Annotated in this window: 1 protein-coding gene; it reads right to left on the reverse strand. The window is 45.0% G+C overall.

The window, feature by feature from the left end; genetic code table 11:
- Nucleotides 1-409 precede the first annotated feature (409 nt).
- Nucleotides 410-1,687 (reverse strand): IS110 family RNA-guided transposase, encoded by a 1,278-nt coding sequence (locus OCV96_RS19350; protein ID WP_173840556.1) that lies wholly within the window; start codon nt 1,685-1,687, stop codon nt 410-412.
- Nucleotides 1,688-1,804: the final 117 nt, after the last annotated feature.

A 1,804-nucleotide genomic window follows, 5' to 3' on the forward strand; every position in this document is an offset into this window, starting at 1 on the left:
TCCTCCCATAATAATCTTTGTTTTTCTCTTGTTAACTCGCTTTTTCTCACATTTTCATTTTTTCATAGAGATTGCTTCTAAGTCTATGTCATTCCCCTTGGCCATGAATCATGGATATACGGATGTTTAGGGTACACAAAACAAGACGTCGTCTTATTCTGTTATGATCGGCCTTTCTTTCCCCAACTCCTTACGGCAGCCTAACCTCCCATGTCATACGGGATCTCCTTTACTTCAGGGTCCTTAATTCCTTCGTTCTGCTTATCCATAAAGGGGCGTCATGATGCTCCTTCGCTGAGTCTCTGCTCTGATGGAAATAAATCTGACTTGGCTCTCTATGTTTATGAAATTCTTCTGTTCCTTTCAGCGCCTTACGGCGGACGTCTCCTGAATCTCACAGTTGGTCTTCTTACGCTACCTGCGGCTGCCTGTGAATGTCAGAAATCAACTTCTGTGCATCATAGGTCACTCCTTTTGCTAGGATGGCATAAAAGACTCTTATCAGCTTACAGCTGATGGCAATCACGGATTGTTTCTTCTTGAGCGGATTGTTCGCTCTTGTCGTGTAATACTCATGCAATGACTTAAACTCCGGATTCTTCGCTATCAGCGGAATTGCTGCATTGAACAGTACTGCCCGCAGCTTACTCCGACCTCTTTTGCTTATGGTCGTCTGTCCTTTGTGCTTTCCAGAGCTGTTCTCCCGTAATGAGAGTCCTGCCAGCTTTTGTATCTGTCTGGGTGATTCGAAACGCCTCACATCACCCACTTCTGCCAGAAATCCGGCTACCGTGATCACTCCTATACCTTTGATGGCAAGCATCTGCTCGCTTTCGGGTATCTTCCTGCACAGCTTTTCTATCTCCTCCATAACGGCGTCAAGCTGTGCCTTTTTGTATTCGTAATCCTCGAGCAACAGTTTCATTTCATACCGGGCAGCCGAAGAGCCTTTCTTTAAGCCGATGCTGCGTTTTGCTGTCTCACACAGGGTCGTTGCCCTTTTCATTCCTACAGCCCTAAGCTTTGCATCACGCCAGATTTGATTGATTTTCTCGGCTCCCAGTTCCACGATTGCTTCCGGAGTACAAACTTTCTTTAGAAGCAGCATACTGCTCTGTGCTTCATAGTCCCCAAACACATCTGTGTACTCGGGGAAATATATGGCGAACCATCTGGCAAATCTGTTTTTGATCTGGGTCATCTCCCTGATGAGTCTCTTACGATTGGCCACCATAATTCTTAAATCAGCATACACACCATCCGGTGTATATGGTGCAGAATACCGGCCCTCGGTAACCAGCTTTGCGATCACCTTCGGATCCTTCCTGTCATTCTTGCTTTGGCTGTTGTCATCCAGTTCCTTGGTCTGCTTTACCGCATAAGGGTTAACCATAACCAGGAGGATGCCCTCATCCTCAAGATAAGCGCCAAGGTCAAACCAGTAATGACCTGTCGGCTCGATACCTACGATTACATCTGACTTTCTGTACTTGTCCTGCAAATGCTGCATCCATGCTTTAAAGGCTTCAAAACCTTCTCTGCTGTTGCTGAACGTAAAGACTTTTCCGAGTTCAATGCCTCTCCAGTCAAATGCCCTGGCGTACTGTGTTGTGCTTCCGATATCAATTCCAACTACCAAAGTTGATTCTTTTACTTGATTGATTTTTTCATTCTGCTTATAATTCATTTGTGGGTGTCTCCTTTGAACGATGATTAATTAACCTGCCAGTTAACAATCATTATTCTATGGGTGGCACTCATTTTTTGCAAACCGGTTATTTGTTACTTAACAGGAATGCTCCTT

It is taken from the genome of Waltera acetigignens, assembly GCF_025567015.1.
GTDB classification, from domain to species: domain Bacteria; phylum Bacillota; class Clostridia; order Lachnospirales; family Lachnospiraceae; genus Acetatifactor; species Acetatifactor acetigignens.

Bases quoted from the DNA above. Each gene is read 5' to 3' on its own strand.
- OCV96_RS19350 (WP_173840556.1), bottom strand. From the start codon at position 1,687: ATGAATTATAAGCAGAATGAAAAAATCAATCAAGTAAAAGAATCAACT.